Origin of the sequence: Micromonospora sp. WMMD734 (genome assembly GCF_049178975.1) — a bacterium.
GTDB lineage: Bacteria > Actinomycetota > Actinomycetes > Mycobacteriales > Micromonosporaceae > Micromonospora > Micromonospora wenchangensis.
This window is the reverse complement of record NZ_JBMHMK010000001.1, coordinates 3,341,609-3,363,834: the sequence shown is the minus strand read 5'-3', so window position 1 is coordinate 3,363,834 and position 22,226 is coordinate 3,341,609. Positions and strand designations below refer to the sequence as shown.

The 22,226-nt window shown below is 73.2% G+C and carries 21 protein-coding genes and 1 pseudogene; 14 read left to right on the top strand and 8 right to left on the bottom strand.

All coding sequences use genetic code 11. The features are described 5' to 3' along the window. Positions 1–6: 6 nt before the first annotated feature. The gene (locus ACN267_RS14345; protein WP_281899087.1) at positions 7–861 is read right to left on the bottom strand and encodes a GDSL-type esterase/lipase family protein; all 855 of its coding nucleotides are present in this window, start codon (positions 859–861) and stop codon (positions 7–9) included. A gap of 253 nt (positions 862–1,114) precedes the next feature. Here ACN267_RS14345 and ACN267_RS14340 point away from each other — a divergent pair, with 253 nt between their 5' ends. From ACN267_RS14340 to ACN267_RS14305, 8 genes and pseudogenes are all read left to right on the top strand, one after another. Further along, complete coding sequence (locus ACN267_RS14340) at positions 1,115–1,378, top strand: DUF6343 family protein (RefSeq protein WP_421488890.1); 264 nt, start codon at positions 1,115–1,117, stop codon at positions 1,376–1,378. Positions 1,379–1,390: 12 nt separating this feature from the next. Beyond that, positions 1,391–2,803: an NADP-dependent succinic semialdehyde dehydrogenase gene (locus ACN267_RS14335; RefSeq protein WP_281899083.1), complete on the top strand. Its 1,413-nt coding sequence runs from the start codon at positions 1,391–1,393 to the stop codon at positions 2,801–2,803. Positions 2,804–2,869: 66 nt separating this feature from the next. Beyond that, positions 2,870–3,835, top strand: coding sequence for a TIGR03885 family FMN-dependent LLM class oxidoreductase (locus tag ACN267_RS14330; RefSeq protein ID WP_281899081.1), 966 nt, complete (start codon positions 2,870–2,872; stop codon positions 3,833–3,835). A 37-nt stretch (positions 3,836–3,872) separates the two neighbouring features. After that, positions 3,873–5,450 carry a Na+/H+ antiporter gene (locus ACN267_RS14325; protein ID WP_421488889.1) on the top strand — a complete coding sequence of 526 codons (1,578 nt, stop codon included), beginning with the start codon at positions 3,873–3,875 and terminating at the stop codon, positions 5,448–5,450. Beyond that, the gene (locus tag ACN267_RS14320) at positions 5,450–5,707 is read left to right on the top strand and encodes a UBP-type zinc finger domain-containing protein (protein ID WP_088646235.1); all 258 of its coding nucleotides are present in this window, start codon (positions 5,450–5,452) and stop codon (positions 5,705–5,707) included. The genes ACN267_RS14325 and ACN267_RS14320 overlap by 1 nt, the downstream gene beginning before the upstream one ends. Positions 5,708–5,803: 96 nt before the next feature. Continuing rightward, positions 5,804–6,367: pseudogene (locus ACN267_RS14315) on the top strand (snapalysin family zinc-dependent metalloprotease); the annotation flags it as partial. A gap of 205 nt (positions 6,368–6,572) precedes the next feature. Further along, positions 6,573–7,340 carry a Scr1 family TA system antitoxin-like transcriptional regulator gene (locus ACN267_RS14310; protein WP_204961264.1) on the top strand — a complete coding sequence of 256 codons (768 nt, stop codon included), beginning with the start codon at positions 6,573–6,575 and terminating at the stop codon, positions 7,338–7,340. Next, the gene (locus ACN267_RS14305; RefSeq protein ID WP_204961265.1) at positions 7,331–7,531 is read left to right on the top strand and encodes a DUF397 domain-containing protein; all 201 of its coding nucleotides are present in this window, start codon (positions 7,331–7,333) and stop codon (positions 7,529–7,531) included. Before ACN267_RS14310 ends, ACN267_RS14305 begins: the two co-directional genes overlap by 10 nt. A 42-nt stretch (positions 7,532–7,573) precedes the next feature. Here ACN267_RS14305 and ACN267_RS14300 read toward each other — a convergent pair whose 3' ends face one another. Further along, complete coding sequence (locus ACN267_RS14300) at positions 7,574–7,984, bottom strand: hypothetical protein (RefSeq protein WP_204961266.1); 411 nt, start codon at positions 7,982–7,984, stop codon at positions 7,574–7,576. Between the two features lie 129 nt (positions 7,985–8,113). Continuing rightward, a complete protein-coding gene (locus ACN267_RS14295; RefSeq protein ID WP_421490423.1) occupies positions 8,114–10,723 on the bottom strand; it encodes a glycoside hydrolase family 9 protein in 2,610 nt (869 codons plus the stop codon). Between the two features lie 255 nt (positions 10,724–10,978). Here ACN267_RS14295 and ACN267_RS14290 point away from each other — a divergent pair, with 255 nt between their 5' ends. Next, positions 10,979–11,704, top strand: coding sequence for a PP2C family protein-serine/threonine phosphatase (locus tag ACN267_RS14290; protein ID WP_204961267.1), 726 nt, complete (start codon positions 10,979–10,981; stop codon positions 11,702–11,704). A gap of 25 nt (positions 11,705–11,729) precedes the next feature. Here ACN267_RS14290 and hrpB read toward each other — a convergent pair whose 3' ends face one another. From hrpB to ACN267_RS14275, 3 genes are read right to left on the bottom strand one after another with little or no spacing between them, the layout of a single operon-like run. Continuing rightward, positions 11,730–14,243: an ATP-dependent helicase HrpB gene (gene hrpB / locus ACN267_RS14285; protein ID WP_421488888.1), complete on the bottom strand. Its 2,514-nt coding sequence runs from the start codon at positions 14,241–14,243 to the stop codon at positions 11,730–11,732. Between the two features lie 25 nt (positions 14,244–14,268). Then, positions 14,269–14,469, bottom strand: coding sequence for a DUF397 domain-containing protein (locus ACN267_RS14280; RefSeq protein ID WP_281899070.1), 201 nt, complete (start codon positions 14,467–14,469; stop codon positions 14,269–14,271). Positions 14,470–14,509: 40 nt separating this feature from the next. Beyond that, positions 14,510–15,355: a helix-turn-helix domain-containing protein gene (locus ACN267_RS14275; RefSeq protein WP_421488887.1), complete on the bottom strand. Its 846-nt coding sequence runs from the start codon at positions 15,353–15,355 to the stop codon at positions 14,510–14,512. 142 nt (positions 15,356–15,497) lie between these two features. Here ACN267_RS14275 and ACN267_RS14270 point away from each other — a divergent pair, with 142 nt between their 5' ends. The 3 genes from ACN267_RS14270 to ACN267_RS14260 are packed head-to-tail and all read left to right on the top strand — an operon-like array spanning position 15,498 to position 18,288. Next, entirely contained in the window at positions 15,498–16,124 is a 627-nt protein-coding gene (locus tag ACN267_RS14270) for a GOLPH3/VPS74 family protein (RefSeq protein ID WP_204961271.1), read from the top strand. 53 nt (positions 16,125–16,177) lie between these two features. Next, positions 16,178–17,698 (top strand): APC family permease, encoded by a 1,521-nt coding sequence (locus ACN267_RS14265; protein WP_204961272.1) that lies wholly within the window; start codon positions 16,178–16,180, stop codon positions 17,696–17,698. Further along, the gene (locus ACN267_RS14260) at positions 17,695–18,288 is read left to right on the top strand and encodes a GNAT family N-acetyltransferase (RefSeq protein WP_421488886.1); all 594 of its coding nucleotides are present in this window, start codon (positions 17,695–17,697) and stop codon (positions 18,286–18,288) included. Before ACN267_RS14265 ends, ACN267_RS14260 begins: the two co-directional genes overlap by 4 nt. 189 nt (positions 18,289–18,477) lie before the next feature. Here ACN267_RS14260 and ACN267_RS14255 read toward each other — a convergent pair whose 3' ends face one another. Then, positions 18,478–19,299, bottom strand: coding sequence for a SigB/SigF/SigG family RNA polymerase sigma factor (locus ACN267_RS14255; protein WP_088644086.1), 822 nt, complete (start codon positions 19,297–19,299; stop codon positions 18,478–18,480). Between the two features lie 317 nt (positions 19,300–19,616). On the opposite strand from ACN267_RS14255, the gene ACN267_RS14250 reads away from it, so the two are divergent. Continuing rightward, entirely contained in the window at positions 19,617–20,390 is a 774-nt protein-coding gene (locus tag ACN267_RS14250; RefSeq protein WP_421488885.1) for a hypothetical protein, read from the top strand. Here ACN267_RS14250 and ACN267_RS14245 read toward each other — a convergent pair. Next, positions 20,319–21,908 carry a phospholipase D family protein gene (locus tag ACN267_RS14245; RefSeq protein ID WP_281899059.1) on the bottom strand — a complete coding sequence of 530 codons (1,590 nt, stop codon included), beginning with the start codon at positions 21,906–21,908 and terminating at the stop codon, positions 20,319–20,321. The genes ACN267_RS14250 and ACN267_RS14245 overlap by 72 nt on opposite strands. A gap of 137 nt (positions 21,909–22,045) precedes the next feature. Between ACN267_RS14245 and ACN267_RS14240 the strand changes: the two genes are divergently transcribed. Beyond that, a complete protein-coding gene (locus tag ACN267_RS14240) occupies positions 22,046–22,174 on the top strand; it encodes a hypothetical protein (RefSeq protein WP_255554078.1) in 129 nt (42 codons plus the stop codon). Positions 22,175–22,226: the final 52 nt, after the last annotated feature.

Here is a 22,226-nt window from a genome sequence, read left to right as displayed (position 1 = left end):
GGTGGCTCAGAGCCGCCAGCCGGCCGCCGAGAACGTCGCGTCGGCGAGCCGGTTCTGCCCGGCGACGTTGGGGTGGAACCAGTCCAACCCGTTGACCTCGTCCAGGCTGAACCGCACCCGGTGCACCGCGCCGCCGTCGTAGCGGCACCGCGACCCGTACGCCCGGCAGGCCGCCTTGAGCTGGCTGTTGTACGCGTCGATCCGGTCGGCGAAGCGGGCCCGGCGGTCCCGGTCGGCCTTGGCGTCCGAGGTGGGATTGGCCAGCAGGGCGGGGCAGATCCCGGTCTTCCAGATCCGCACCGCGCGGGACTCGGTGCGCCCGACCTCCCAGAGCCGGTTCAGGTCGGGGATGCTGGCCACCAGGACCCGGGCCTTCGGGCGGCCCTCGCGTAGCACCCGTAGCGCCCTGTCGACCTGGCTGCGGAAGGTGGCGGTCGCGGTCATCTGGTCGATGTCGTCGCGGCAGGCGTCGTTCGCGCCGATCAGCACGGTGACGTAGTCGGCCTTGTCCTTGACGGCGGCGTCGGCCTGCCCGGCGAGGGCCTCGGCGCGGGCCCCCGGCACGGCGTGGTTGCGGGCCCGGTTGCGGATCGGCGCGTCGGCGTCGAGCAGCCGCCGGTAGTGACTCTCCACCCGGATGCCGTCGCCGGTGGACCAGGAGTTGCGCTGGCACGAGGTGAGCACCAGGCAGGAGCCGAAGCCGGTGGTGATCGAGTCGCCGAGGGCGGCCATCGTGGTGGGCAGCCCGGTCGGTGTCGATCCGCTCTTCGTCGGGCGCGGGGAGGCCCCGCCGCCCTCCTCACAGGCGAGCGCGGTCAGCGCCAACAGGCAGGCCACGGCGGCGACCCAGCGTCGAGGCATGCGTCTTCCCCCGGTCAGACGGCGCAGAGCGACAGCCCGGTCACTCTACGGGCCGTACCGGGTGGGAAGGTCCGCTCGTGTCGACTTCCGGGCAGATTCAACAGCTCGAAACACGAATCTGGTAAGAACATCTCGGAGTGGGGCTATCCGGGCAGGTCAACCGCCCGACACCGGCGCGGTGGGCGGCGTCGACGTGGGGTGATCCGGGCGTCGGGACCGGTTAGCGGCGTCCGTGCCGGGGTAGGCCGAGACGATGACGAGATCGCAGCCCCGGCGCGCCCGTGGCACGGTCGGCCACGCCTACAGCGCGTTGAACCTGCGCCTGGCGCTGGCCCTGTTCGGCCTGGTCACCATGACCGTCCTCGCGGTCGTGGCGTTCTGGGCCGGGTTGGGCTGGCTGGGCGTGCTCTGCGCGCTGTTCGCCGTCGTGGCGGTCGTCGACCTGGTCGTCATCCAGCGCCGCCGTGCCGCCCGCCGCCGTGAGCAGCCGGGCGCGCGGCACTCACTCTTCGAGTGACAGGAGTACGAGATGCCCATCGCCACCACCAACCCCGCCACCGGTCAGGTGCTCAAGTCGTACGAGCCGATGTCGACCGAGCAGATCGACGCGGCCATCGAACGGGCCGACCTGGCGTTCCGGGACCTGCACCGGACCACGCTCGCCCAGCGGGCGCAGTGGATGAACGCCGCCGCGGACCTGCTCGACGCCGAACGCGACGAGACCGCCCGGCTGATGACCACCGAGATGGGCAAGACCTACGCCGCGGCGAAGGCCGAGGTCACCAAGTGCGCGACGGCCTGCCGGTTCTACGCGGCGAACGCGGAGCGGATGCTCGCCGACGAGCCCGCCGACGCCGCCGCGGTGCAGGCGAAGCGGGCCTTCGTCCGCTACCAGCCGATCGGGGCGGTGCTGGCGGTGATGCCGTGGAACTTCCCGCTCTGGCAGGTGATGCGGTTCGCCGCGCCGGCCCTGATGGCCGGGAACACCGGCCTGCTCAAGCACGCCTCCAACGTGCCGCAGACCGCGCTCTACCTGGAGGACGTGTTCCGCCGGGCCGGGTTCCCCGAGGGGGCGTTCACCACCCTGCTGGTCGGCTCGGACGCCGTCGACCGGATCCTCAGCGACCCCCGGGTCCGGGCGGCGACGCTGACCGGCAGCGAGGGCGCGGGCCGCTCGATCGCCCAGATCGCCGGCCGGGAGTTGAAGAAGACGGTGCTGGAGCTGGGTGGCAGCGACCCGTTCGTGGTGATGCCCTCGGCCGACCTGGACCGGGCCGCCGAGGTGGCCACCACCGCCCGCTGCCAGAACAACGGCCAGTCCTGCATCGCCGCCAAGCGGTTCATCGTGCACACCGACGTCTTCGACGCGTTCGCCGGGAAGTTCGCCGCGAACATGGCCGCGTTGCGGGTCGGCGACCCGATGGACGCCGACACCGACGTCGGCCCGCTGGCCAGCGAGAGTGGCCGGGACGAGATCGACGCCCAGGTGCAGGACGCGGTGGCGCACGGCGCGACGGTGCTCTGCGGCGGCGAGAAGCCGACCGGCGACGGCTGGTTCTACCCGCCGACCGTGGTGACCGACCTGAACCCGCAGATGCGGATGTGGGCCGAGGAGGTCTTCGGCCCGGTCGCCGGGCTCTACCGGGTGTCGTCGTACGACGAGGCGGTCGCGGTGGCCAACGGCACGCCGTTCGGGTTGGGCGCGAACGCCTGGACCACCGACCCGGCCGAGCAGGAGCGGTTCGCCACCGACCTGGACGCCGGCAACGTGTTCGTCAACGGCATGACCACCTCGTACCCGGAACTGCCGTTCGGCGGGGTGAAGAACTCCGGCTACGGCCGGGAGCTGTCGGCGCTGGGGATGCGGGAGTTCTGCAACACCAAGACCGTCTGGGTGGGGGAGGGCGCGGCCACCGCCGGGGCCGGCGCGCACGCCGAGTGACCGCGCGCCGGGTGACCGGCGCGGGCGAGCTTTAACCGGACACCGTCATGGGTACGGAAGGACGCCATGACGGTGTTCGGCTTCCACGCCTCCCACGAGCAGATCCATCCGAGCCGCCTGCTGGAGGCGGTGGTGCACGCCGAACGCGCCGGCTTCGACGCCGCGATGTCGTCGGACCACTTCTCGCCGTGGAGCACCCGGCAGGGCCAGTCCGGGTTCGCCTGGTCCTGGCTGGGGGCGGCGCTGCAGGCCACCGGGCTGCCGTTCGGGGTGGTCAACGCCCCCGGCCAGCGTTACCACCCGGCGATCATCGCGCAGGCGATCGGCACCCTGGGCGCGATGTACCCGGGCCGGTTCTGGGCGGCGCTGGGCACCGGCGAGGCGAGCAACGAGCACATCACCGGCGACGGCTGGCCGCGCAAGGACGTGCGGACCGCCCGGTTGCGGGAGTGCGTGGAGGTGATCCGGGCGCTGCTGGCCGGCGAGGAGGTCAGCCACGACGGCCTGGTCCGGGTGGACCGGGCGAGGCTGTGGACCCGGCCGGAGGAACCGCCGGCGCTGATCGGGGCGGCGGTCAGCGTGGCCACCGCCCGGTGGTGCGCCGAGTGGGCCGACGGCCTGATCACGGTGAACGCGCCGACCGCGCACCTGCGCGAGATGATCGACGCCTACCGGGACGCGGGCGGGCGGGGGCCGCTGCACCTGCAGGTGCACGTGAGCTGGGCACCGGAGCAGGCCGAGGCGGAGGCGATCGCGTACGACCAGTGGCGCAGCAACGTCTTCGCGCCGCCGGTCTGCTGGGACCTGGACACCGCCGAGCACTTCGACGCGGTCAGCGAGCGGGTGCCGATGGAGCAGGTCGCCGAGGTGGTGAACGTGTCGGCCGACCTGGGCCGGCACGTCGGCTGGCTGGAGGAGTACCTGTCGCTGGGCTTCGACCAGATCGCCCTGCACCACGTCGGGCAGGAGCAGCGCGCCTTCATCGACACGTTCGGCGCGGAGGTGCTGCCGAAGCTGCGCGCCACCGGGTGATCAGCCTGACCCGTCCGTACCCCTAGGCTGCTACTCCATGGAAGCTCTGTTCGAGGTCGTGGTCTTCCTGGCGATCGCGACCTTCGGCGCCGCGCTGGCCCGCCGGTTGGGTCTGCTCGCGCCGATCCTGCTGGTGGTGCTCGGCCTCGGGCTGTCCTTCGTGCCGGGGTTCCCGCACGTGCGGCTCGATCCCGACCTGGTGCTGGTGGGCATCCTGCCGCCGCTGCTCTACGTGGCGGCGCTGGGCACGTCGGTGCCGGCGTTCCGGCTCAACCTGCGGCCGATCCTGCTGCTCGCGGTGGGTCTGGTGATCTTCACGGCGTTCGTGGTGGGCACGGTGGTGCACCTGCTCCTGCCCGACCTGCCGTACGCGATCTGTGTGGCGCTGGGCGCGGTGGTGGCGCCGCCGGACGCGATCGCGGCGACCGCGGTGGCCCGGCGGGTGGGCCTGCCCCGCCGGGTGGTGACCATCCTGGAGGGGGAGAGCCTGGTCAACGACGCCACCGCGCTGGTGCTGCTGCGGGTGGCGATCGTCGCGGCCACCGCCAGCGCCGGCTCGGTCAGCTTCGGGTACGTGGCGCAGGAGGTGGTGGTCGCCACCGGTGGCGGGGTGCTGGTCGGGCTGTTGGGCGTGGTGGTCTTCGGCTACCTGCACAAGCGGACCACCGACCCGCTGCTGGACAACGCGCTGTCGCTGATCGTGCCGTTCGCGGTGGTCTTCGCGGCCGAGGAGATCCACGCCTCCGGGGTGGTGGCGGTGGTGGTGACCGGGTTGGGCATCGGCCACAAGATGCCGCTGCTGCTGTCGGCCGCCTCCCGGTTGCAGACCGGCGCGTTCTGGCGGCTGGTGCAGTTCCTGTTGGAGGGGCTGGTTTTCCTGCTGGTCGGCCTGCAACTGCCCGAGGTGCTGCGGGATCTCGACGAGCCGACCGGCCGGCTGGTGGGGATCACCGCGGCGGTGCTGGCGGCGGTCTTCCTGGCCCGCTTCGTCTGGGTCTTCCCGGCCACCTACCTGGCCCGGCTGGTGCCCCGGGTCCGGCAGCGCGACCCTGGCCCGCCGGTGCAGTTCCCGATCGTCATCGGCTGGGCCGGGATGCGCGGGGTGGTGACGCTGGCCGCCGCGCTGGGTCTGCCGCTGACCCTGGCCGGGGAGCAGCCCTACCAGCGGGCGCTGTTCATCTGGCTGGCCTTCGCGGTGATCGTGGCGACGCTGGTCGGGCAGGGGGCGACCCTGCCGTGGGTGGCCCGCCGGTTGAGGCTGCCCCCGGACGACCCGGTGGCCGACGCGCTCTCCGCCGCGACGGTGCAGCAGCAGGCCGGCCGGGCGGCCCGGGAGAAGCTGGACGAGTTGGCCGACGGTGCGCCACCGGCCGTGGTGGAGCGGTTGCGCGGGCTGGTGCAGAGCCGCACCAACCTGGCCTGGGAGCGGCTCGGCGGCACCGACCGGGAGACGCCGTCGCAGGCGTACGGTCGGCTGCGGCAGGAGATGATCGACGCCGAGCGGGAGGTCTTCCGGGCCGCGCGGGACGAGGGACGGATTCCCGAGGAGGTGCTGGTGCGGGCGTACCGCGACCTGGACCTGGAGGAGTCATTGTTGCGACGGGAGAGTGACTGATGAGCTGTGCGCACCTGACCGGGGCGGGAACCGCCGAGCCGAGCGTCACCGACGCCTGCCCGGAGTGCGTGGCCGTCGGCAACGACGACTGGGTGCACCTGCGGTCGTGTGTGGAGTGTGGGCAGGTGGGGTGCTGCGACTCGTCGCCGTACCAGCACGCGACGAAGCACTTCGAGTCCAGCGGGCACCCGGTGATGCGGTCCATCCAGCCGGGGGAGTCGTGGCGCTGGTGCTTCGTCGACGAGGAGATCGGCTGAGCCGTCCGGTGGTGGCGGTATGACGTAACCGCTATTCGACCGGGTTCCGACCGACCGCATAACATCGGTGAACTTCTATCGATGGGAGGTCGGACGATGCGCCGACGACAGTTCTCGCGTACCGCCGGGACCCTGCTGGCGCTGGTGCTCACGGCGACCGGCGTGGTCGCGGCGGGCGGCGGCACGGCGTCCGCCGCCGCGCGGACGGTCTACTACGACGCGAGCCGGGCCGGGGAGTTCCGCACCAACTTCGACCAGGCCGCGACGATCTGGAACAGCTCGGTGGCCAACGTCCGGCTGGTCGCCCGCACCCCCGGCAACATCACCATCTACGTCGACACCGGCTGGCCCCGGGCGCAGACCACCAGCCTGGGCAACGGCCGGGTCTGGATGGGCACCCAGGCCGTCGACCAGGGGTACGACCGGACCCGGATCGCCACCCACGAGATCGGTCACATCCTCGGCCTGCCGGACAACCGGACCGGCCTGTGCACCGACCTGATGTCGGGCAGCAGCGCCCCGGTGTCGTGCCGCAACGCCACGCCGAGCGCCGCCGAGGCGTCCCGGGTCAACGCGTTGTTCGCCGGCTCGCTCACCGCGCCGGCCGGGGTCAGCTACGTCTGGCGTGGCGACGGTGCCCCCGCGCCGGTCGCCGTGGGTGCCCCCGCCGGCTCCTGAGCCCCCCGTCGGTCCATGGTGGAGGGTCGTTCCCGCCGCTGGGCGGGAGCGGCCCCGGTGGGCGTCGCCGACCGGGGTCCGGCCCGTCGGTGACGCCGCTCGATCTCCCGGTGCCGAAGGGTTGCGACATGATCACACGGCGTAGCAAGATGACTCCGGATATCCAGGATGTCCGGGGAGGGTCAGGATGAATCTGGCAGTCAAAGAGGCGATGGCCGAGGCGGGTGAGACGGCCGAGAGTCTCGCCGCCCGCATCGGGGTCGACCCGAAGACCGCCGCGCGCTGGGCCAGTCAGGGGCGGATTCCCCAGACCCGGCATCGTGCCGAGGTCGCCGCGCTGCTCAAGCGGGACGTCCTGGACCTCTGGCCCGACCTGCACAAGCGGCACGAGCCGGTGTGGTTCCGGCCGTGGGCCGACATCGAACGCGAGGCCGTCGTGCTGCGCGGCTTCGAGCTGGCCTGGGTGCCCGGCCTGCTCCAGACCGAGGCGTACGCGCGGGCCACCCTGGCCGGGGAGACCCTGACCGGGCAGGAGGTCGACCAGCTCATCACGGCACGCCTCACCCGCCAGGCGATCCTGCACCGCGACCGCCCGCCGCTGCTGGTCGCCGTCATCGACGAGTCGGTGCTGCACCGCCCGGTGCCGGGCCGGCCCGAGCTGATGCGTGAGCAGTGCGCCCACCTCGCCGCCTGCGCCGAGCTGCCGACCGTACAGGTGCACGTGGTCCCGGCCGAGACGGGCATGTACGCCGGCCTCGGCGGCCCCTTCGTCGTCGCCGAGCTGGACGACGGCACCCGGGTGGCACACGTCGACGGGCAGGTACGCGCGCAGATCATCGACCAGCGCGCCGATATCGCTGTCCTGGAACGCCGGTGGGCGCGCATAGTGGGGGAGGCCCTACCCCGGGCGCGATCCCTGGAACTCGTCAGGAAAGCGGCGGCATCATGGAGCTGAGCGGCGCGCGGTGGCACACGAGCACCAGGAGCGGCAACAACGGTGGCAACTGCGTCGAGGTGGCGGGCAACCTGCCCGGCGTCGTCCTCGTCCGCGACACGAAGGACCGCACCGGCGGCATCCTGGCCTTCACCCCTGACGCCTGGCGTGGCTTCCTGCGCCTGGCCCGGTCGACGCGACAGGCCGGCTGACCGGCCCACCCGCCGTCGGTCACCGGGTCGGCGAGGTGCCGGTCAGGGCGCGGGATGGTGGCGCAGCGCGGCGATGAACCAGTCCAGCACCGGGGTCAGGGTGGGCGGCGCGGTCCAGCCGTTGACCGCCGCGAGGAGCTGGAAGTACCGCTCGGTGCGTGGGTCGTTGGCGACCTCCAGCCGGGCCAGCAGCGCGCTGCGGTAGCCGGCGTCGTCGACCCGGTCGAAGACCTCGCCGTACGCGCAGACCAGCGCGGCCACCACGTGGCCGGCGCGGGGCGACTCGGGGGCGATGCCGGCGGCGCGGGCGAGTTCGACGGTGTCGCGGACCCGGTGGGTGAGGTCACGGACCATCGCCACCACCTCGGGGTGGGCGTCGCCGACGGTCTCGTCGACGAACTCGTGGACGATGCGCCGACGCTCGGCGTCGGAGATCGTGGTCTGCTCGGGCATCGGACTCGTCTCCACTGCTGGGCCGGGCGTGCCGGGCGGTCGGGCGGGGGCGCCGGGCGGTCGGGGGACGACCGCCCGGCGCGCTCGGACCCCGGGTGGCAGCCCGGGGTCCGAGGGTAGGAGTGCCGGTCAGGACACCGTGCAGGCGACGCCGTTGACGGTGATCAGATCCGGTTCCGGGTTGGCCAGCGTGCCGGTCCTGGCGAGCAGACCGAAGGTGATGCTGGCGCCCGGCGCGATCTTCGCGTTGTACGACTCGTTCTTCGCCGTCACGGTGGCCCCGGACTGGGTCACCTTCGCCGACCACGCCTGGGTGACCTTCTGGTCGCCGGTGTAGGCGTAGCGCAGGGTCCAGCCGTCGATCGCGGTGTCACCGGTGTTGCGCAGGACGACCTGGGTGTTGGAGCCGTCCGGCCAGGTGCCGTGCACCTGGTAGCTGACCGCGCAGGTACGCGGGGCCACGGCCTTGGCCTCCCCCTGGTCGGCGAGGAACGACGCGAGCCAGGCCAGCGCCGAGTTCCAGTTGATCGCCACCTCGTTGGTCGAGTACGAGTTGATGTCGTCGACGTAGCAGAACATCGGCGCGCAGCCCTTGAGCAGCTGGGCGACGAACGGGTCCTGCAGGGCGGCGTTCGGGCCGCCGGCGAGCGAGCCGACCGGCGGGTTCGGCATGGCCGGGTTGAGCTGGTTGCCGAAGATCCGGCTGTGCTGGTTGCGTGCGTTCTGCTCGCCCCAGCCGGTGACGAACGACATGTTCAGCGCGTTGCGGCCGAGCAGGTAGTCGCTCGCCTGCACCGCGCCGTCCCGGTACTTCGCTTCCCGGGTCAGGTCGAACGCGGTGGCCAGCACGACCATGTTGTTGATGATGTTGCTGTTGCTGCCCCAGACGTAGCTGGCCGCCTCGCCCGGCACCGGCAGGCCGTACGCCTGGGCGTGCAGGGTGGTCAGGTAGTTGTCGGCGGCGGCGGTGACCGAGGCGCGGACCCGGGCCTTGTCGGCGGCGGGCAGGCCGTTGGGCACGGTGGCCAGGTCGAGCCGGCCGACCGCGGCCACGCTCTGCCAGCTGAACGCGCCGCCCGTGGCGAACACGTCGCCGGTGTGGTGCGGCGAGGCGGTCAGGTCGTCCAGGTACGCCTTCTTGCCGGTGGTCAGGTACAGCTCCACGGCGGCCCAGTAGAACTCGTCGGTGACGTTGTTGTCCTCGTAGGCCCCGCCGCCGATGCCGTCGGCCGGGTCGGCGTAGACGGCCGGGTGCGCCTTGGCGGCGGCGTACGCGCTCGTCGCGGCGGTGCCGCAGCGGGCGGCGAACGTCGCGTCGTACGGGGCGAACAGGCGCTGGCACTGCGCGGCGACGGCGGCCAGGTTCAGCGTGGCTGCGGTCGACGGCGGGTGCAGCTCACGCGGCTGCGCGTCGTCCTGCGGGGCGAGCGGCAGACCGGTCCACGCCTTGTCGTGGATCTTGTGGTGGACCATCCCGGCCAGCGGCTTGCCGACCGGCACCTGCATCCGGAGCAGGAACTCGATCTCCCAACGGGCCTCGTCGAGGACGTCCGGCACCGCGTTGCCGCGCTCGGGCACCCGCAGCGTCGAGTCGCCCAGCGCGGCGCCACCGGCGGCGGTCTCCGCGGTCTTGGTCCGCTCGAAGGCGCTCAGCAGCTGGTAGGCGGCGATACCGCCGTTGACGACGTACTTGCCGTGGTCGCCCGCGTCGTACCAGCCGCCGCGCACGTCCAGCGTGTAGTCGCAGACGCCGGGCTGGCAGGGGACCTGGGTGTCGCCCTGGTTGGGGGCCACCCCGAGGTGGCCGGCCGGGCGGGCGTACTCCTCGCCGATCAGGTCACCGTCGATGGCGATGCCGCTGCGCTGGGCGTAGAAGAACTGCATCGCGTCGGCCCGCAGCCGGTCGTAGAGGTCGCCGGAGATGTCGAACGGGTGGCTGGTCTCCCCGTCGGCGACCAGCGTGTAGCCGGTGCCGGGCGTACGGAAGGACGAGAAGTCGACGGTCTGCACGTTCTGCCCGGAGGCGGCGTCGACCCCGCGCGGGGTGCTCTGGCCGCTGGCGACGACCGTGCCGGCGGCCGACTTGAGCTGCCAGGGCAGTGCCTCGGTCGACTCGGTCACCACGGTGGCGTTCTTCGGGCCGCCGGGCAGGTAGCCGACCTGGTTGACCCGCACCCGGGGGCCGGTGTCCGGCACGTACGGCGGGGCGGCCTCGCCACCGCGCAGCGAGACGTTGTCCAGGCAGAGCCGCTGCTCGGCGGCGGCTCCGCCGACCTGGAAGATGAGCTGGGCGTTGGGGTTGTCGTCCGGGACGGTGAAGGTCTGCTCGACCCGCTTGGTCGTCGGATTGGCGACGGCCGGAACGCTCGCGTACGACGTGTAGGGGGCGCTGCCGAGCTGGAGCACGGCGTTGACGGAGAGGCCGGGGGTGGCCGAGATGTCGAAGCTGAGCTTGTACTCCGCGCCGGCGTTGAGCCGGACCCCGTCGTGGCCGATGCCGGCGTCCCACGGGTTGACCAGCCCGGCGGGGACGGTGACGCAGAGCTGGCCGTCGACGACGTCGAGCGGGCCGGTGCCGTAGGAGAACCAGGGCGCGACGCCCTCGCTGAAGTCGCCGTTGCTGATCTGCTCGGGGGCGTCCGGCGGGACCTCGGCGTGGGCCACGCCGGTGCCGACGCCGGTGAGGACCAGGGTCGTCGCTGCCAGTACCGCGAGATGCCGCCGACGTCGTCGGGTCAGGATCACGGGATTCCTTTCCGGGCGGAAGGGTGGTGATGGAGGTGTGCCGTCGATGCCTGTCGCTGGGAGCGCTCCCAGCTATCAGCCAGATGTTTCCAGCGCGTCTCGTCCCTGTCAATCGATTCGACTGGATGACCTTCAGGCTGGTCGAGGCGGCCCGGACCGACGCCGACGGCAGTGAGATTCGCCGCGCCACGCGCAGTCGTCCTGATCTCCTAGAGACAACAACACCCTCCGCCTGGCAGGCTGCCACCCATGACCCTGAAGCTTCGTTCCGTCGGGACGAGCGACCGTGGGCTGATCCGCAGCGGAAACCAGGACGCCATGCACTCCGGAGCCTGGCTCGTCGCCGTCGCCGACGGCATGGGCGGGATGGCGGCCGGCGACCTGGCCAGCCGGATCGCCATCGACGCGGTCGCCCCACTGGACGTGGAGACCCCCGAGGACGCCCTGGTGGCGGCGTTGCAGACCGGCATCGAGCTGGCCACCGCGCGGATCAACCAGGCCGTCCAAGAGGACCCCGAGCGGCAGGGCATGGGCACCACACTGACCGCCCTGCTGTTCTCCCGCACCGGCAGCTGCCTGGCGCTGGCCCACGTCGGCGACTCCCGGGCCTACCTGTTCCGCGAGGGCACCCTCAAACAGGTCACCCGGGACGACACCTTCGTCCAGATGCTCGTCGACCAGGGCGTGATCAGCCCCGAGGAGGCGTCCAGCCACCCCCGGCGCGCCGTGGTCACCCAGGCCCTGCAGGGCGAGCAGGTCTCCCCGTCGTACGCCACGATGGTGCCCCGGGCCGGCGACCGCTGGCTGCTGTGCAGCGACGGCCTCTCCAACGTCGTCCGCCCGGACACCCTGACCGAGGTGCTGCGGGAGACCCCGGACCGCCAGGACTGCGCCCGCCGACTGATCGATCTCGCCCTGCGGGCCGGCGGCCCCGACAACATCACCGTGCTCATCGCCGACGTCGTCGACGAGTGACCACCGAGCGGCGCACCGCGCCGGCTCAGCGGCGGCGGTGCGCCGTGTGCCGGGTCGGCGCGGCCGTGACCGGGTCCTCCGGCCAGGGATGGCGCGGGTAACGCCCGCGCAGTTCCCCGCGCACCTGCGGATAGCCGGTACGCCAGAACGACGCCAGATCGGCGGTGACCGCGACGGGCCGGCCCGCGGGGGAGAGCAGGTGCAGCAGCACCGGCACCCGGCCGTCGGCCAGCCGGGGCGCCTGCTGCCAGCCGAACGTCTCCTGGAGCTTCACCGCCAGCACCGGCGCGGCCGGATCGGCGTAGTCGACCCGGACCCGGGAGCCGCTGGGCACCTCGATGCGTTCCGGGGCCAGCTCGTCCAGCCGGCCCGCCTGCGGCCAGGGCAGCAACCGGCGCAGCGCCCCGGCCACGTCGATCCGGGCCAGGTCGGCCCGGCGGCGGGCGATGGCCAGCTCCGGCCCGAGCCACCGGTCGGCGGCGGCGAGCAACGCGTCGTCGGAGACCTCCGGCCACGGCCCGCCCAACGCCTGCCGGCAGAACGCCAGCCGCTGACGCAACGACCGGGCCGCCGGGGTCCAGGTCAGCAGGTCCAGTCCCGCCTGGCGGAGGCCGTCGGCCAGGGCGGCGGCCAGCAGCTCCGGCGTCGGCCGGGCCAGCGGGCGACTGACCAGCTCGATCGCTCCGAGCCGGGTCACCTGACGGGCCAGCACGTCGCCGTCGACCCAACCGACCTCGCGGTCCTCGCTCACCAACGCCCCGCCGACCTCCCGGGCGGTCGCCTCGTCGAGCGGGGCGGCCAGCCGGACCCGGGCGGTCGGTGCGCCCGGCGAGCGGTCGGCCACCGCGACGGCCAGCCAGCCCGTCCCGGTCAGCGCCGATCCGGCCGCCAGCTCAGCCCCCGTCCCACCCGCCATCAGGTACGACGTCCCACCGGCCCGACGCAGCCGGGCCAGCCGCTCCGGGTGGGCCAGCCCCACCAGCAGCCCGGCCGCCAGGTCATCGGGTAGCCACCCGCCGCCACCGCCCCGCTCGGTGTCGGGCAGGGCGGCGCGCAGCCGGCGTACCTCGGCGCGCCAGCGGGCGGTGGCACCGGGGTCGGTGTCGTCGCGTAGCCGCCGCCACGCGGCGGTGAGGTCGTCGTGCCGCCCGGCCAGGCCGTCCTCGGCGAGCAGGGCGACCAGCTCGGCGGCCCGGTCCCGACCGATCCGGACGGCACCGTCGAGCAGGGCCCGGCCCAGCCGGGGGTGGGTGCCGGTGGCGGCGATGGCCCGTCCCCGGGCGGTCACCCGACCGTCGGCGTCGACCGCGCCGAGGGCGGTCAACGTCTCCCGGGCCACGGTCAGCGCGGCGGGCGGCGGGGGATCGGGCAGCGCCAGGCCGCCGCCGTCCGGGCTGCCCCAGGCGGCCAGGTCCAGCGCGAAGCCGGTCAGGTCGGCGGTGGCGATCTCCGGCCCGGGTTGCGCGGCGAGCCGGCCGTGGGTCCCCTCCGACCAGCAGCGGTAGACCACCCCGGGGCCCTGCCGGCCGGCCCGGCCGGCCCGCTGCGTCGCGGCGGCCCGGGACACCGGCACGGTGACCAGCGCGCCCAGCCCCCGGGCGAGGTCGGTGCGGGCCACCCGGGCCAGGCCGGCGTCGACCACCACCCGGACCCCGGGCACGGTCAGGCTGCTCTCCGCGACCGAGGTGGCGAGCACCACCCGACGCCGGTCGGCGGGGCGCAGCGCGGCGTCCTGCGCGGCGGCGGGCAGCCGCCCGTGCAGCGGCAGGACGGCCACCCGGTCGGTCAGGTCGGTCAGCCGGCGGGTCACCGCCCCGATCTCGCCCGCCCCGGGCAGGAAGACCAGCAGGTCGCCGTCCTGCTCGTGCAGGGCCCGCCGGACGGTCGCGGCGACATGGTCGAGCAGCAGCGGATCGACCCGTCCCGCGCCCGGTGGCGCGACCGGGCGCGGCGGTGGCGTGAAGACCCGGGTGACCGGGTGCAGGGCCGCCTCGGCGCGCACCACCGGGGCCGGCGTGTCACCGCCGAGCAGCGCGGCGAACCGGTCCGCCTGCGGGGTCGCCGACATCGCCACCAGCCACAGCTCGGGCCGCAGCGCCGCGCGGGCCTCCACGGTGAAGGCCAGCGCGAGATCGGCGTCGAGTTGCCGCTCGTGCACCTCGTCGAGCAGCACCGCGTCGACCCCGGGCAGCTCGGGGTCGCGCAGCAGGCGGCGCACCAGCAGGCCGGTGGTGACCACCTCGATCCGGGTGGCCGGCCCGACCCGCCGGTCGCCGCGCACGGCGTACCCGACCCGGTCGCCGACCCGCTCACCGAGCAGGTCGGCCATCCGCCGGGCCGCCGCCCGGGCGGCCACCCGGCGGGGCTGGGCGACCAGCACCCGCCCGGCCACCCCGTCGGCCACCGCGAGCGGGGCCAGGGTGGTCTTGCCGGTGCCGGGCGGGGCCACCAGGACCGCGCTGCCGGTGCCGGTCAGCGCCCGCAGCAGCGGTGGCAGCGCCGGCCGGACCGGCAGGTCGAGGGGTACGTCACGGAGCACGGCTGCCACTGTGGCACGCCCGGGGTCAGCCCCGGCGTACCGCCTCCATGCCGGTGACGAAGGCTGTCCAGGCGTGGGCGGAGAAGACCAGCGCGGGGCCGCACCGGTCCTTGCTGTCGCGCACCGCGATCCGGTCGTCGGTGGAGGCGATCTCCACGCAGTTGCCGTTGCCGCTGCTGCGACTGCTGGTCCGCCAGTCCATCATGGACAGAGGCAGCGCCTGCATTCCCGTACCTTCCGTTCCCCCCGGGCGTGCCGCAATGCGATCACGCAAAGTGACGAGCAGCCTCCTCCAGGCGGGCCAGAGACGCCGCCGGATCCAGTGCCATCCGACACAGCTCCTCGTGCACAAGGGTATACCCGCGTACGTGTCCCGCTTCCTCCAGCGCCAGACCCAGCGTGAGATTGTCCAGGTAAACCACGGAATTGTCGGCCGCGTCGGCAAACGTGATGATCACGTACGGAGTGCTCATCGCGGGGTGCCCACCGGACGCGAACGGAAGTACGTGACATGTCACGTTCGGTGATCGGGCGACCGTGGCCATGTGAGTCAACTGCTCCGCCATGACGGCCGGCCCACCCACCGGGCGCAGCAGCACCGCCTCGTTGAGGACCATCGACAACTCGACTGTGGGCGAGTCCCGGTGCAGCACCTCCTGGCGGCGCAGCCGGGCGGCCACCTTGCGCTCCAGCCCCTCCTCGCCGGCCGTACGACGGAACATCTCCCGGGCGTACGCCTCGGTCTGCAGCAGCCCGGGGACGGACTCCGCCTCGTAGGTGCGCAGGCTCTCCGCCTCGGCCTCCAGCCCGACGTAGAACTCGAACCACTCGGGCAGCACGTCGCTGTAGTTCTGCCACCAGCCGCGCTGCTGGGCGCCCCGGGCGATCTCGATCAGTGCCTCGGCATCGACACCGGTCACCTCGTAGAGGGCCAACGCGGCGCGGACGTCCCGGGGCTTGATGCCGATCTGGGCGTTCTCGATCCGGGACAGGTTGCTCTTGGACATGTCGAGTTGGCGGGCGGCGACGTCCAGTGTCATGCCCGCGCGTTCCCGCAGTTGGCGGAGTTCACGGGCGATGCGGCGGCGGCGAACAGTGGGGCTGACGGTCACCCTCCGAGTCTGTCACGACAAGATCCGCAGGTCGCATGAGTACGGAGTGCAACCACCGAATCTGGGAGTTGCAAAGCTGGAGCTCTGCGGGCATCCTGTCACCCGGCGTGGATCACCTGTGGACAATGCGTGGGAGGCTCGTTTGCTGGTCGCCGACGAGTTCTTTCTGATTGCGCACAACGACAGCCGCGGCAAGGCCAAACTGCACCCGAGCGCCACCGGGCTCGGCCTGGCCGCCGGGTTGCTGGCCGAGCTGATCCTGTTCGGACAGATCACCGTCTCCGGTGGACTGGTCACCGTGATCGACAGGCGTCCCCCGACCGACGCGCTGGCCCACACCGTGCTCGACCAACTGATCGGCGAGTCGCAGCACCAGGCGGTGCGCACCTGGCTCGCCTTCCTGGCCCAGTCGTCCACCACCTCGGTGGGGGAGCGGCTGGCCCGGGCCGGGGTGCTGCGCCGGCAGGAGACCCGCCGCCTGCTGCGGACCACCGTCAGCTACCTGCCGATCGACCTCAACGCCGCCGCCTGGCCGGCGACCCGGCTACGGGCCCTGGTGGAGCGGCCCGAACAGCCGCTGGTGTCGGACACGACGCTGCTCGGCCTGGTGGCCGCCGCCGGGCTGACCCGCGAGGTGCTGTGGAGCGCCGGGCCGCGTGCCCACCACCGACTGTCCACCCTCGTCGGGTCGCTGCCGCCCCCGTTGAAGGAACTCGTCGTGCACACCGAGGCCGCGGTCGGCGCGGCGGTGCTGCGCGGCATCCCCTGATCTCGCCGCGCCACCCCCTTCCCCCCTCACCTCCCCTCTTCCGGAGCAGCCCCATGCCCCCGCATCCGACAGTCGACCGCCCCAGCAACGTCAGTGACGCCCTGGCCCGTGGCCGCCTCGGCGTGCCGTCGGTCATCTTCTTCGTCCTCTCCGCCGCCGCGCCGCTGACCGTGGTCGCCGGCGTGGTCACCACCGGCTACGCGGTCACCGGCATCACCGGCATGCCGCTGGCCTTCCTCACCGTGGGCGCCGTCCTGGCGCTCTTCTCCGTCGGCTACGTGGCGATGGCCCGCCGGGTCGAGAACGCCGGCGCGTTCTACGCCTACGTCGCCCGGGGCATCGGCCGCCCGGCCGGCGTCGGCGCGGCCTGGGTCGCGCTGATCGCCTACAACGCGCTCCAGGTCGGTCTCTACGGCGCGATCGGCGCCGCCGCCGCCCCGGTGCTCGGCACCCTGTTCGGCGTCGAACCGCACTGGTCCGTGGTGGCCCTGGTCGCCTGGGCCCTCGTCGCGTTCCTCGGCCTGCTGCGGGTGGACGTCAACGGCCTGGTCCTGGCGGTGCTGCTGATCGCCGAGATCGTGGTGATCGTCGTGTTCGACCTGGGCCAGCTCAGCCACCCGGCGGGCGGCTCGACCAGCTTCGCCGCCCTCGCCCCGGCCAACCTCCTGGTGCCGGGGGCGGGCGCGCTGCTGGTCCTCGCCATGACCGGCTTCGTCGGGTTCGAGTCCTCGGTGGTGTTCAGCGAGGAGAGCAAGGACCCCCGGCGGACGGTCCCGCTGGCCACCTACCTCTCGGTGGCGATCATCGCCGGGCTCTACGCGCTCTCCTCCTGGTCGATGACCGTGGCCGTCGGCCCGGAGAACATCTCCGCCGCCGCCGGTGAGCAGAGCATCGAGTTGATCTTCAACCTGGCCGCCGCGCACCTCGGCGACACCGCCGTCACCATCGGCCAGGCGCTGTTCATGACCTCGGTGCTGGCCGCGATGATCTCGTTCCACAACACCACCGCCCGGTACGCCTTCGCGCTGGGCCGGGAACGGGTGCTGCCGGCCGCCTTCGGGCAGACCTCGCCGCGCACCGGCGCGCCCCGGATGGCCTCGCTGGCGCAGAGCCTGCTCGGCCTGCTGGTGATCGTGCTGTACGCGGTCAACGGCTGGGACCCGGTGGTGCAGCTGTTCTACTACGCCGGCACCGGTGGCGGTTTCGGCGTGCTGTTGCTGATCGCCACCACCAGCGTCGCCGTCATCGTCTACTTCGCCCGCTCCGACACCGCGGAGTCGCTGTGGAAGCGGGCGATCGCCCCGGCCCTGGCCACCGTCGCGCTGGCCGCCGTCGTGGCGGTGGCGGTGGCGAACTTCGCCACCCTGCTCGGTGTCGCGCCGGATTCGCCGTTGCGCTGGATCATCCCCGGGGTCTACCCGGTGGCCGCGCTGATCGGCCTGCTGTGGGGTCTGGTGCTGCGCGCCAACCGTCCCGACGTCTACGCCCGGATCGGGCGCGGCGCGGAGAGCGCGGCGACCTCACTGTTCGCCCCGCCGGTGGACGGCCCGGTGCCGGTGGAGGCCCGGCGGTGACCGCGCCGGCCGTCGGACGGCTCGCCGCCGCCGACACCCGGTGGGTCGCCGAACGGATCGCCGAGGCGTTCCTGGTGCTCCCGGCGACCCGGTGGCTGGTGCCGGACGAGGCGAAGCGGGAGGCCGTCTTCGCCGACAACTTCGAGATCCTGGTCGACCATGCGATGCGCCACGGCCTGGTCTTCGGCACCGCGGACCGGGACGGGGTGGCGGTCTGGCTGCCGCAGGTCGGTGGCGAGTCACCGGCCCCGGAGGACTACGACGACCGGCTGGCCGCCGCCTGCGGGGAGTGGACCCCCCGGTTCCGGCACCTCGACGAGCTGTTCGCCGCGAACCACCCGCACCCCGACCACCACCACCTGGCGCTGCTCGCCGTCCGGCCGGGCCGGCAGGGGCAGGGACTGGGCACCGCGCTGCTGCGGCACCACCATGCCTGGCTGGACGCCCACGGGGTGCCCGGCTACCTGGAGGCCAGCAGCGAGGCCGGGCGGGACCTCTACGCCCGGCACGGCTACCGGCTGCGGGAGGTCTTCCGGCTGCCGGACGGCACACCGTTCTATCCGATGTGGCGGGACCCGGCGGTCGGCTGACCGGCATCCCGGGCAACGTCAGCGTCGCGTACCGGCGTGAACGCCGACCGACGTGGCACCGGCCCCGACGCGAGTGCGTCGGGGCCGGTGGTCGTCCGGAGTCGGGAAGGCCCGGCCGGCGAACCGCCGGCCGGGCCCCGTGGCTGTGGCCGTCGCCGACCCGTCGGGCCGGCGACCGCCGCCACCCCCTCAGTAGGTGCCGTCGAGCTGACCGCGCAGCTTGGTCAGGGCCCGGGCGAGCAGCCGCGACACGTGCATCTGCGAGACGCCGATCTGGTCGGCGATCTGCGACTGGGTCAGGTTGCCGTAGAAGCGCAGGGTGAGGATCTTCTGCTCGCGCTCGTCGAGGGTGGCCAACGCCGGGCCGAGGGCGACCCGCAGCTCGGCCAGCTCGAACTCGTTGTCCTCGCCGCCGAGCATGTCGCCCAGCTCGGTGGCGCGGTCGCCGTCGCCGGTCGGGGTGGACAGCGACACCGCGTTGTAGGCGCGGGCACCCTCCAGGCCCTCCAGGACCTCTTCCTCGGTGAGTTTCAGGTGGGCGGCGATGTCGGCGACCGTCGGCGAGCGGCCGAGGGTCTGCAACAGCGAGCTGTTGGCGTCGGAGATGGCCAGCCGCAGCTCCTGGAGCCGCCGGGGGACCCGGATGTCCCAGGTGCGGTCGCGGAAGTGGCGCTTGAGCTCGCCGATGATGGTCGGGATGGCGTAGCCGGCGAAGTCGACACCGCGCGACGGGTCGAACTTGTCGATCGCCTTGATCAGGCCGACCGCGGCGGTCTGGGCCAGGTCGTCGGTGGGCTCGCCCCGGCCGCTGTAGCGGTGGGCCAGGTGGTTGGCCAGCGGAAGCCAGGCCTCGATCGCCCGGTCGCGCAGCGCCGCCCGGGACGGGTGGCCGGCGGGCAGCGCGGCCATCGCGTTCAGCAGGTCGGCGGCGCTGTCGGTGAGCGCACGCGGGTCCAGCTTCTCGGTGGTGGACGGTGTCGCCGCCGGCTTGCTCATGGTTGGCGCGGTCATTGGTGGTCCTCCCTGCACCTCGTCCGCGATCAAAAAGACGTGACGCTTCGGTTTAGCTTCAGATGGGCCGTTCGGAAGCCACCATAGCCTGATCGGTGAACGGAAATCTAGCCGAAAGGCTGATGTACTTAAGTGATTTTCGATGACAAAACTGCACTATCGGACATGGTTCGCGTCGACTGTGATCACGGGCACCTGTCGAACCGGTCGGCCACCCGGAACCCGACAGCGCGGCAGCGGTGTCGGCTATCCGTCCTTGTCCCGCCGACGGGGCCGCCCGTAGCGTCGCTTGAGACCATCGCCGTACGGAGGACCACGTGCTCGACCCCGCGGACCCGCAGCTCGTCGTCGACAGCCGTACGTTGCGCTTCAGCTGGTCGCCGGCCGACCCGGACGCGGTCGCCGCCCTGGTCCCACCCGGCCTGTGCCCCCGGCCCGACCGGCAGGTCTTCATGAACCAGTACGTCGTCGAGGACGCCGCCCAGACCTCCGGCCTCGGCGCCCACTCGCTGACCTACCTCGGGGTGGCCCTCGCCGGGGTCGACGCGCCCGACAGGGTGACCCCCGGCGGCTGGTGGACCCACTACGTCACCTCCAGCCCCCGGGTCCGGGACTACGCCGTCGCCCGGGGCGCGCCGGCCGTCCTGGGCCGCACCACCCTGCGGGTACGCGGTGACGTGCTGGTCGCCGACACCGAGGTCGGCGGTGTCCCGCTGATCCGGACCCGGGCCCGGATCGGCGACCCCGGCCACGAGCTGCGCGCCGGCCACCACCGCTACTTCACCCGGCGCGACGGCGAACTGTTCAGCGGGGTCTACCCCTACGTCTCCGAACCGGTCAGCCCGTTCGAGATCGAGTCGGTGGAGTTCCTCGACCCACGGCACCCGAGCTACGCACTGCGCCCGGAGAACCCCCTGCTCATCGCCAACGGCTGCTACGCCCCGCGCACGTCGTTCGCCCACCCGGGCGGGCTGACCCGCTACCCCAACCCCGCCCACGTCGGCCCCGACCGGCGGGAGCTACCAGGTGCCCTTGCGGCGGGCGTGCAGCGGCCTGCCGTCGGGGTCGTAGACCAGCCGGTACGCCGGTAGCGCCCACAGCCGGGTGTACCAGGGCAGCCGCTCCGGCCGGTGCGGACGCAGCCGGCCCGGCGGCCGGGGGCCCGAGCGGCCGGAGTCGTGCCACCGCTGCAGGGCGTCCGCCGAGGCGGTGATCGCCGCGACCGCGTCGGCCGGGTCCAGCAGGTCGGCGTCGTCGGCACCGTCCGGGTCGCGGTCCAGGTGCTCACGCCACAACCGCAGCCGCAGGTCCCGGGCGAACACCCGGGCCCCGTCACCCCGACCCGCCGGGTCGACCGGGGCCCGCTCGTCGCGGGTCTCGTCGAGCACCGCGCAGGACAGCTCGCTGTCGTGCGTCCAGGACCGCCTGTTGAAGTTGTCACTGCCCACGCTGGCCCACACGTCGTCGACCACGCAGATCTTGGCGTGCACGTAGACCGGGTCGCCCGCCCGGTTCTCCACGTCGAAGACGTGCACTCGGTCCGGCGCGGCCCGCGCGCACAGCGACAGCGCCTGCTCCCGGCCCACCATGTTGGGCGGCAGCGCCAGCGCACCGTCGACGTCCGGGTAGCGGGGGACCACCGCGACCAGGTGCAGGTCGGGATTGTCCCGCAGCGCCTCGGCGAACAGCTCGGCCACCTCGGTCGACCAGAGGTACTGGTCCTCCAGGTAGATCAACCGGCGGGCCCGGCGTACCGCCTTGGTGTAGCCCCGGGCCACCGTCCGCTCGCCGTCCGGGGCGAACGCGTAGCGGGGACGCACCGCCGGATAGGTGCGCAGCACCTGGATGTGGTGCGGGCCGCAGGGCGGCGGGTCGGCCGGCGGGTCGGGCAGCGGATCGGGGCTCAGGTCGGAGCCGCGCAGCCGGTCCCGCAGGTAGGCCAGCGGGTTCTCCGAGTCCAACGGCATCGGGTCGGTCCACCGCTCGCGGAACGTGGTGTCCAGCGCGGCGACCACCGGGCCCCGGACGGCCAGTTGCACGTCGTGCCACGGCGGATGTGGGCCGTACTTCGGTGACATGGCGAGGGCCTGCGGGTCGCCGTGGTGGTCGGCGTCGTCGCGGCGGCTGTGGCACAGGTCGATCCCGCCGGCGAAGGCGACGTCCCGCTGCGGGGCGTCGCGGTGGCGCAGCACCACCAGCTTCTGGTGGTGCGACCCGCCCCGCCGGACGCGCTGGTCGAGCAGCACCTCACCACCGGCGGCGTTGACCGTCTCGCTCAGGTCGCGGTTCTCCGCCTCGCTGTAGGACAACGAGTCGAGGTGGGAGCGCCAGAGCAGCCCCTTGACCAGCACGCCCCGCTGGGCGGCCCGGGCGAAGAGCTGGGCCACCGTCGGGCCGTCCGGGCGCATCCGCTCGTCCGGGTCGCCCCGCCAGTCGGTGAAGAAGAGCTGGTCACCCGCACCGAGCGCCTCGACCTCGGTGACCAGGCGGTCGAAGTACGCCGAGCCGTGAATCAACGGCTCGGCGAGGTTTCCGGACGTCCAGACGGGTATCCCGGAGACCGGGTTGGCGCGTTCCTCAGCGGTCAGGAACCAGTCCTCGATCGCCACGTTCCAACCTCCCGAGGTCGACGACGTCCTCACGGTAGGACCCCCACCGTCGGTACGCACTCCGGGTCTGCCGGAACCCGCCCGGACGGTGGCCTACCGCACCCCACGAAGCCGTGCACGCCGAGGAGGCCAGGCCCATGCCCGCCGAGACGACGAACCCCGCGACCGAGGACCGTACGGATGCGGTCGAGAGCGAAGGCGGCGCGATCCTGGCGGTGCTGCTGATGGTGATCCTGGGGGTGGCCGGGATCTTCGCGGTGTCCTGACCGACGCGGTCCCGCCCCGGGCGTCCCGGGGTGACACCGGGACGCCCGTCGC

Coding starts and splice junctions, on each gene's coding strand:
- ACN267_RS14280 (WP_281899070.1), bottom strand. CDS start 14,469: ATGCAGGCGCTGCCTCTGTCCATGATGGACTGGCGGACCAGCAGTCGC.
- ACN267_RS14290 (WP_204961267.1), top strand. CDS start 10,979: ATGACCCTGAAGCTTCGTTCCGTCGGGACGAGCGACCGTGGGCTGATC.
- ACN267_RS14300 (WP_204961266.1), bottom strand. CDS start 7,984: ATGCCCGAGCAGACCACGATCTCCGACGCCGAGCGTCGGCGCATCGTC.
- ACN267_RS14340 (WP_421488890.1), top strand. CDS start 1,115: ATGACGAGATCGCAGCCCCGGCGCGCCCGTGGCACGGTCGGCCACGCC.
- ACN267_RS14265 (WP_204961272.1), top strand. CDS start 16,178: ATGCCCCCGCATCCGACAGTCGACCGCCCCAGCAACGTCAGTGACGCC.
- ACN267_RS14325 (WP_421488889.1), top strand. CDS start 3,873: ATGGAAGCTCTGTTCGAGGTCGTGGTCTTCCTGGCGATCGCGACCTTC.
- ACN267_RS14335 (WP_281899083.1), top strand. CDS start 1,391: ATGCCCATCGCCACCACCAACCCCGCCACCGGTCAGGTGCTCAAGTCG.
- ACN267_RS14240 (WP_255554078.1), top strand. CDS start 22,046: ATGCCCGCCGAGACGACGAACCCCGCGACCGAGGACCGTACGGATGCG.
- ACN267_RS14320 (WP_088646235.1), top strand. CDS start 5,450: ATGAGCTGTGCGCACCTGACCGGGGCGGGAACCGCCGAGCCGAGCGTC.
- ACN267_RS14330 (WP_281899081.1), top strand. CDS start 2,870: ATGACGGTGTTCGGCTTCCACGCCTCCCACGAGCAGATCCATCCGAGC.
- ACN267_RS14305 (WP_204961265.1), top strand. CDS start 7,331: ATGGAGCTGAGCGGCGCGCGGTGGCACACGAGCACCAGGAGCGGCAAC.
- ACN267_RS14310 (WP_204961264.1), top strand. CDS start 6,573: ATGAATCTGGCAGTCAAAGAGGCGATGGCCGAGGCGGGTGAGACGGCC.
- ACN267_RS14345 (WP_281899087.1), bottom strand. CDS start 861: ATGCCTCGACGCTGGGTCGCCGCCGTGGCCTGCCTGTTGGCGCTGACC.
- ACN267_RS14255 (WP_088644086.1), bottom strand. CDS start 19,299: ATGACCGCGCCAACCATGAGCAAGCCGGCGGCGACACCGTCCACCACC.